This window comes from Aneurinibacillus danicus, assembly GCF_007991215.1.
In the GTDB taxonomy this organism is placed as follows: domain Bacteria; phylum Bacillota; class Bacilli; order Aneurinibacillales; family Aneurinibacillaceae; genus Aneurinibacillus; species Aneurinibacillus danicus.
Genome location: NZ_BJXX01000041.1, coordinates 1 through 6,412, shown reverse-complemented (window position 1 = coordinate 6,412; position 6,412 = coordinate 1). Strand labels below are relative to the sequence as shown.

The window sequence follows — 6,412 nt, the reverse complement described above, 5'->3', positions numbered from 1 at the left end:
GATTTTCACAGAAAGGGGAGAAAGATGGACCTGATCGTAAATAAGAACGTGAAGCTAAAGGAAGTAGAAATGGAGGATGCGCCCTCGTTATACGCCTTGATTCATGCAAATCGGGGACATCTGCGGCGCTTCCTCGGCTGGATCGATGCAACAGAGGGGACGGCCGATATAGAAATGTTTATTGCTGGCAGCAGGCAAAGGCGTATGATGCAAAACGGCACAGACTATGGGCTGTGGTATAAAGGAAGAATTATTGGAGTTGTAGGGCTGCACTACATGGATTGGATAAATCACTGTACCAGCATCGGCTATTGGATAATTGAAAACATGCAGGGAAAAGGGATAATGACTGCGGCCGTTAGTCGATTGATTCGCTACGTATTTGATGAGCTGGGATTGAATCGTGTCGAAATCCGGTGCGCGGTAGAAAATGAGAAGAGCCGCGCCATACCGGAGCGGCTCGGCTTTACCCGGGAAGGGCAAATTCGTCAGGGAGAATGGTTGTATGATCATTATGTCGACCACATTGTGTACGGCTTGCTGAAAAATGAGTGGCGGCGCGCTTAAACGCCGCAACAGCCGCCGCCTGATCCGCAGGAAGAAGTGATCTCTTCGAGTCGGCCAATCGGAAACGCTTTTTCTTCTTCAGAGGAACGAAAATGTCCCCAGGCCATAATGCCGTTAAGGTAACGGACGAAGAACGGCTCGTCATATCCGATCACTCCGTATTCCTGGCCGCTCATAAAGTCGTCCGGGTCAAGCAAGTAGGAACGGGCCATAAAGAACTTGGATTCGAGTACCGATGCTTCAGAGACGTAGCCGGCCTGGTATTTCCGCATGCTCTCCCCGCGCAGCCGCTGCATTTCAGCCTGCAGCTCTTCCCGTGACATTTCGCTGTATCGTCTCATAAGGTATGCCTTCTTTCTGTAAATAAAGTCAAGGAATAGTGTATAGGAGTAACTGGAAAAAAAGAAAAATATGCTTGTTCATAAACGGCAGCATTTTTCCTTCTTTTTTCTCATTTAGTATAACATATCCCTTGCACATTATTGTTTGAATTCGGGAGGCAAAGAGGTTAATAATAGGTAGGAGAAAAGCTAAGAGACGGAGGAATGCATGATGAGTGATAAGAGCGGAAGCGGCGGACAGCTGCCTGATATGGAGAGCCTGCTGTACAGCTTTACCGAGTTTTTGACCGGCGAGGCAAATGAGGAGCGGGTGGAGATGGTGAAGACGTGGGCATTGTACAATCATATGCTGAAAACGATGCCGCCGCTTGTGCAGCACTGGACCAATGAGCATCCGGAAGAGAAGAAGCAGCTCCGCGAATTGTTCGAACAGATCAAGCGATGGAGCGATGAGAAGAAACAACAGGAAGGAAAATAAGCTGTAACGCCCGGTAAATAACAGCCGGGCGTTATCTGTAAGTAAGGAGGTATGACTGTGCAAAACCTCTCTGGGGAAAAAGGACAGCACAGCAGACGCTTCATTTTTAGATATTATTGAACTTTAGACGTATAAGGGAATTGTACGGTATAGCTGCTAAACTGCTGGTATGTCTGGTCGAGTTTTTGCTGCTCTTCCGCTTCAAGCGTATACCAGCCCTGCTGGAACATTAGATTATAGATATCGCGCGCGCACTGATGCGTCTCGGTCAGGCAGGTTAGCACGTCGCGGTGCAGCGCCTCGTGGCTTGCTTCGCGTGTCGCGATATTAAAGCCGTCCGTCAGATATTTTTGCGTTGTAAGAACATCGTTCAATCGATCGCGATCCGTCATCTGCGGAGTTTGCTGCGCCTGGTTTTGCGCGGGGGAAGTAGGGTTGGCGATTTGGTTGTTTTGCATCTTCTTTCCTCCTTATTGTGCCGACATGCTGCCGGATATGCTGCTCATAGCGGAAGCGTTATTGTTCTGGCAGTGCTGAAGCAGTGTGTTGTAATGGCGCTGGTGCATCTGGCCGGCGCGATCAATCAGTTGTTTTACCTGCGGATCGGTACATTCTTGCGAGTAATGGTTGCATTTTTTCATGGCTACCAACAGCCAGCTCAGCTGGTCTTTTACATAATGTACATCCTTCGTTGTCATTACATTCGGAGGTGTCGTCATCACCGGTTGTTGAGCTTGCGATTGCCCTGTCATCTGTTGCTGCATGGTAAGAGCTCCTTTCGTGTATGGAATGGAATACGTACAAACATATTTTGCACAAAAAAAACCGACGCATTCAGACGCCGGCTATAGTCAATCTGCCAATATGAATATGAATATGGTGCAGTTCAATGTTTAAATGCTGTACATAAGAATCATACACGCGGCGGCGAATCTTATGTGCCACTTGCGGCAGTGAGGTTCCGCGTGAGACATTCAGATGCACTTCGCATGAGACGGACGGCAGGTCGTTTAAGGTGACGTTAATTTTGCTCACATTCTCTACTTCAGGCATATCCTTACAGCTCAATGTGACAAGCTTGCGCAGCACATGCTCCGTCACATGCATGCGTCCGCCCCCGAAGTCCGGTTGCACAATGGTTGTTTCCCCGATAACTTCTTTTTTGGATGAAAAAATTTTTTTGCCGCGCGCAATCAGGCGGCGGAAGAAGTCCTGCTCCACCTGAATGTAGGGAATAGGGATGACATGCTGCCCGGCTGTACGGCGCGTGTAGAGTGCAGCCTTGATCTCGCTCGAAGAACGAATATCCTCGATAGAGATATACGTGGAAATCGGCTCGATTTCCAGTGCAGCCGCAATGCGATCCACCATCTTACGGGAGGTGCCGAGCAGCAAAATGCGATCAATGTGGAAATCGCGAATGGCCTGCCTGACTTCTGCTGCATGATCTTCGTAGAAAAAGATTGCCCGCTTCACCGCCTGCACTGTCGTACGTTCATATTTAGCGGACGTACCTGCCACTTTGCGGCCTTTGTAGATCAGCAGGCCGTCATCAATAATGGCATTGATTTTATGCTTATGCGCAAGCTCAAGCGCGCTTGTGCTTTTTCCTGTACCACTAGGGCCGTATAGTGCAAAAACGTCCATACCCTGTCTCCTTTGCCGAATTCAAAGCAACGGTTAGGAGGTGGGAACCGATTGTTTTCCCATTTCTTCCGAGCGGGCGACTGCCTGCTTGATGCAGGCAAGCATGGCTTCCTGGAATCCATGCTTTTCTAGTACCGCAATTCCCGCTGCGGTTGTACCGCCCGGACTGGTGACCTGCTTGCGCAGCGTTGCCGGCTCTTCCCCCTGATCGCGCAGCATATGGGCTGCTCCGATGATGGTCTGCAGAATAAGGCGACGCGCCGTTTCGCGCTCCAGCCCGATTTCCTGTCCGGCTTGCTCCATTGCTTCTACTAAATAGTATACATAAGCCGGGCCGCTTCCGGAAAGTCCTGTAACGGCGTGCAGTTTATCTTCCTGGACAATTTCTACAATGCCGACCGCCTGGAAAATCTGTATTGCCAGGTCCATATCCGCATCGGTCGCATATTTGCCCGGTGCAAGTGCGGTTGCAGATAGACCGATTGCGGCCGATGTGTTTGGCATCGTGCGTATGACGGCAGCCGAATGGCCGAGCAGACTGGAGATGTAGTCAGTGGACGTTCCGGCCAGCACGGAAATAAACAATTGCTCCGGTGTGGTCAGCGCCCGGATATTGGCAATCGCAGTCGCGATGTCTTTTGGTTTAACCGATAGTACAATAATGTCGGCTCCGGCAATCGCTTCTTCTTTCTCTGGAGTAGCGATGCCATAACGCGACACAAGTTCCTGAATGCGGGCTTTATTACCACGGTTGATTGCGCAAATTTGTTCAGAAGGAATCAGGTTTTTATCGACCAGCCCGGAAATCATCGCTTCCGCCATTGAACCGGCGCCGAGAAAACAGATTGTTTTATTCTGCAGGATAGACATGTTTTTCTCCCCTTTATCGGATTTGCCCTGTACCGTAGATAACATACTTAGAAGAGGTAAGAGCTTCTAGACCCATCGGTCCGCGTGCGTGCAGTTTCTGCGTGCTGATTCCAATCTCTGCCCCGAATCCGAATTCGAATCCATCTGTGAAACGCGTAGACGCATTATGATAGACCGCCGCAGAATCGACACGCTTCTGGAAGTTGCGTGCGTTCTCTTTTGATTCTGTAACAATGGATTCCGAGTGTTTGGTGCTATAGCGGTTAATATGCTCGATAGCACTGTCTACAGAATCGACCACTGCGACCGCCATCGTATAATCCAGATATTCCGTGCTCCAATCTTCTTCTGTTGCCGGCACGATATCGATATCTTTGGCCAGTTCACGTGTACGCTCACAGCCGCGCAGTTCCACTCCTTTTTCTTTCAATGCCCTTAGCAAATCAGAGAGGTGTTTTTCTGCCCATGCCTCGTGTACAAGCAGTGTTTCGGCCGCATTGCATACTGCCGGGCGGTGCGTTTTCGCGTTGACAACAATGTCGCGTGCCATATCCGGTTTAGCCGATTCATCCACGTAGACGTGACAGTTGCCAGCGCCGGTCTCCAGCACCGGTACGGATGCATTGTCGACAACGGAACGGATAAGACCTGCTCCGCCGCGCGGAATAAGAACGTCAAGGTAATCGTTCATTTTTAGCATTTTGTTAACTTCTTCGCGTGTGCCTTCTTCGAGAAGCTGCACCGCTTCTTTGCTTACTTTTGTCGTGGCGAGCGCTTCACGGAGGATCTGCACAAGTATTTGATTGGAGTGGAGAGCGGAAGAGCTTCCGCGCAGCAGCACAGCGTTGCCTGCTTTCAGGCAAAGTCCTGTCGCATCCACCGTCACGTTTGGCCGCGCTTCATAAATCATGCCGATGACACCGAGCGGAACGCGTACTTTGGTGATGCGCAGGCCGTTCGGACGCTCCCACGCTTCCAGTTCTTTGCCGACTGGATCCCCCAGCTCGACAACCTGTCGCAGTCCTTCGGCCATATCGCGAATGCGGCCTTCCGAGAGGGACAGACGATCAATTAATGCGTTTGTAACACCTGCCTGCTTTGCGGCTTCTACATCTTTTTTGTTGGCTTCCAGAATGCGCGCTATATTAGATGTAAGCGCGTCTGCCATCGCCAGGAGCGCCTGGTTTTTTTCTTCGGTCGTCAGCGTTACCATCTGAGTTGCCGCATGCTTCGCCAATTTCGCTTTTTCGAGTAGGGTCATTGCATGATCTCCTCCTTATGTTCCTGTTTATTGTCTTCCTCCATCCATAACGTTACCCAGTTGTCGCGGTGAACCGCTTCGACCCGGTGAACACCCAGCCGTTCGCGGCAGACTGCAGTGGATTCCCCTTTTACCTGTTCCAACTGTTCCGCCGAGTAGTTTATCTCTCCCTTGCCCAGCAGGCGCCCCACCGTATCTGCTACTTCGACAACCTGACCCGGGGCAAAATCGCCGCTAACCTTTGTAATGCCGGAAGGAAGCAGGCTTTTTCCTTCATAGAGAAGAGCCTGTGCCGCTCCCGCATCCACTTCGATGCGGCCGCTGCTTTCGGCATGAAAGGCAATCCATTGTTTGCGGGCTTTCAGCGGCGCTTTCATCTGGTTACGGAAATACGTTCCTGCGCCCTTGCCCGTAAGGATATCGAGCAGTTTATCAGCTCCTGTACCCGTACCGACGAATACGTCAATACCGAGCGAGAGGGCAAGCTTGGCGGCGTGAATCTTGGAGCGCATGCCGCCTGTACCCACGCGGCTGCCGGAGCCGCCGGCGAGCGCTTCAATTTCAGGCGTGATTTCTTCAATAAGCGTAAACTTTTTGGCGTGCGGGTTGGAACGGGGATCTGCGTCATACAATCCGTCGGTATCCGTTAAAATCACCAAATCATCAGCGCGCAGAAACCCTGCCACCAGCGCGGAAAGCATATCGTTATCGCCGAACGTAAGCTCGTCGACCGCCACGCAGTCGTTTTCGTTAATAATCGGCAGCATCCCCCGCTTGAGCAGTTCATTAAGGGCGCCCATCGCATTGTGGTACCGGTTGCGTTTCGAGAAATCGTCGCGTGTTAGCAAAATCTGTGCGCCCATTAAACCATACGAACGCAAAGATTCATTATAAGCCTGAATGAGCAGACCCTGACCGACTGCTGCGGCTGCCTGCTTGCCTTCGAGCGTAACGGGGCGCGATGGATATCCGAGTGACGTAAAACCGGCCGCCACGGCGCCGGATGATACGAGAATCACTTCATGTCCGGCGCGGCGCAGCGCAGCCAGCGCGGCTACATGCTCTTCCAGCTTCTCACGGGACAATCCTCCGGTCGGATTCGTCAATGAACTGCTTCCGATTTTTACCACAATGCGATGTTTTTTCTTGGCATCCATCTTATTTGTCACCCCTATCTTTTTTAAAAAAACACCACGGCATCTCAGCCGCAACCCCGTCATGAAAATGATGGGAGAGAGGCTGACTTTT

General features: G+C 51.1%; 9 protein-coding genes. 2 read left to right on the top strand and 7 right to left on the bottom strand.

The genetic code is table 11. From position 1 onward, the window contains the following. Nucleotides 1-24: 24 nt before the first annotated feature. Nucleotides 25-567, top strand: a complete 543-nt coding sequence (locus tag ADA01nite_RS04305) for a GNAT family N-acetyltransferase (RefSeq protein ID WP_146808676.1) — start codon at nt 25-27, stop codon at nt 565-567. On the opposite strand, the gene ADA01nite_RS04300 is transcribed toward ADA01nite_RS04305, so the two are convergent. Further along, a complete protein-coding gene (locus ADA01nite_RS04300) occupies nt 564-908 on the bottom strand; it encodes a DUF1811 family protein (RefSeq protein ID WP_146808675.1) in 345 nt (114 codons plus the stop codon). The two genes, ADA01nite_RS04305 and ADA01nite_RS04300, sit on opposite strands and share 4 nt — an antisense overlap. A gap of 208 nt (nt 909-1,116) precedes the next feature. On the opposite strand from ADA01nite_RS04300, the gene ADA01nite_RS04295 reads away from it, so the two are divergent. After that, on the top strand, nt 1,117-1,386 hold the full coding sequence (locus ADA01nite_RS04295) for a DUF2573 family protein (RefSeq protein ID WP_246147215.1): 270 nt from the start codon (nt 1,117-1,119) through the stop codon (nt 1,384-1,386). Between the two features lie 113 nt (nt 1,387-1,499). On the opposite strand, the gene ADA01nite_RS04290 is transcribed toward ADA01nite_RS04295, so the two are convergent. From ADA01nite_RS04290 to proB, 6 genes are all read right to left on the bottom strand, one after another. Next, nucleotides 1,500-1,844: a spore coat protein gene (locus tag ADA01nite_RS04290; protein WP_146808674.1), complete on the bottom strand. Its 345-nt coding sequence runs from the start codon at nt 1,842-1,844 to the stop codon at nt 1,500-1,502. A 12-nt stretch (nt 1,845-1,856) separates the two neighbouring features. Then, nucleotides 1,857-2,150: a hypothetical protein gene (locus ADA01nite_RS04285; RefSeq protein ID WP_146808673.1), complete on the bottom strand. Its 294-nt coding sequence runs from the start codon at nt 2,148-2,150 to the stop codon at nt 1,857-1,859. A gap of 70 nt (nt 2,151-2,220) precedes the next feature. Then, nucleotides 2,221-3,033: a hypothetical protein gene (locus tag ADA01nite_RS04280; RefSeq protein WP_146808672.1), complete on the bottom strand. Its 813-nt coding sequence runs from the start codon at nt 3,031-3,033 to the stop codon at nt 2,221-2,223. Nucleotides 3,034-3,066: 33 nt separating this feature from the next. Further along, nucleotides 3,067-3,903 carry a pyrroline-5-carboxylate reductase gene (gene proC / locus ADA01nite_RS04275; RefSeq protein WP_146808671.1) on the bottom strand — a complete coding sequence of 279 codons (837 nt, stop codon included), beginning with the start codon at nt 3,901-3,903 and terminating at the stop codon, nt 3,067-3,069. A gap of 13 nt (nt 3,904-3,916) precedes the next feature. Further along, complete coding sequence (locus ADA01nite_RS04270) at nt 3,917-5,164, bottom strand: glutamate-5-semialdehyde dehydrogenase (protein WP_146808670.1); 1,248 nt, start codon at nt 5,162-5,164, stop codon at nt 3,917-3,919. Then, on the bottom strand, nt 5,161-6,321 hold the full coding sequence (gene proB / locus ADA01nite_RS04265) for a glutamate 5-kinase (protein WP_146808669.1): 1,161 nt from the start codon (nt 6,319-6,321) through the stop codon (nt 5,161-5,163). The genes ADA01nite_RS04270 and proB overlap by 4 nt, the downstream gene beginning before the upstream one ends. Nucleotides 6,322-6,412 lie beyond the last annotated feature (91 nt).

What these genes read in the sequence shown, in the direction of transcription:
- ADA01nite_RS04270 (WP_146808670.1), bottom strand. Translation starts at nt 5,164, where the DNA reads ATGACCCTACTCGAAAAAGCGAAATTGGCGAAGCATGCGGCAACTCAG.
- ADA01nite_RS04300 (WP_146808675.1), bottom strand. Translation starts at nt 908, where the DNA reads ATGAGACGATACAGCGAAATGTCACGGGAAGAGCTGCAGGCTGAAATG.
- ADA01nite_RS04305 (WP_146808676.1), top strand. Translation starts at nt 25, where the DNA reads ATGGACCTGATCGTAAATAAGAACGTGAAGCTAAAGGAAGTAGAAATG.
- ADA01nite_RS04280 (WP_146808672.1), bottom strand. Translation starts at nt 3,033, where the DNA reads ATGGACGTTTTTGCACTATACGGCCCTAGTGGTACAGGAAAAAGCACA.
- ADA01nite_RS04295 (WP_246147215.1), top strand. Translation starts at nt 1,117, where the DNA reads ATGATGAGTGATAAGAGCGGAAGCGGCGGACAGCTGCCTGATATGGAG.
- proB (WP_146808669.1), bottom strand. Translation starts at nt 6,321, where the DNA reads ATGGATGCCAAGAAAAAACATCGCATTGTGGTAAAAATCGGAAGCAGT.
- ADA01nite_RS04290 (WP_146808674.1), bottom strand. Translation starts at nt 1,844, where the DNA reads ATGCAAAACAACCAAATCGCCAACCCTACTTCCCCCGCGCAAAACCAG.
- ADA01nite_RS04285 (WP_146808673.1), bottom strand. Translation starts at nt 2,150, where the DNA reads ATGCAGCAACAGATGACAGGGCAATCGCAAGCTCAACAACCGGTGATG.
- proC (WP_146808671.1), bottom strand. Translation starts at nt 3,903, where the DNA reads ATGTCTATCCTGCAGAATAAAACAATCTGTTTTCTCGGCGCCGGTTCA.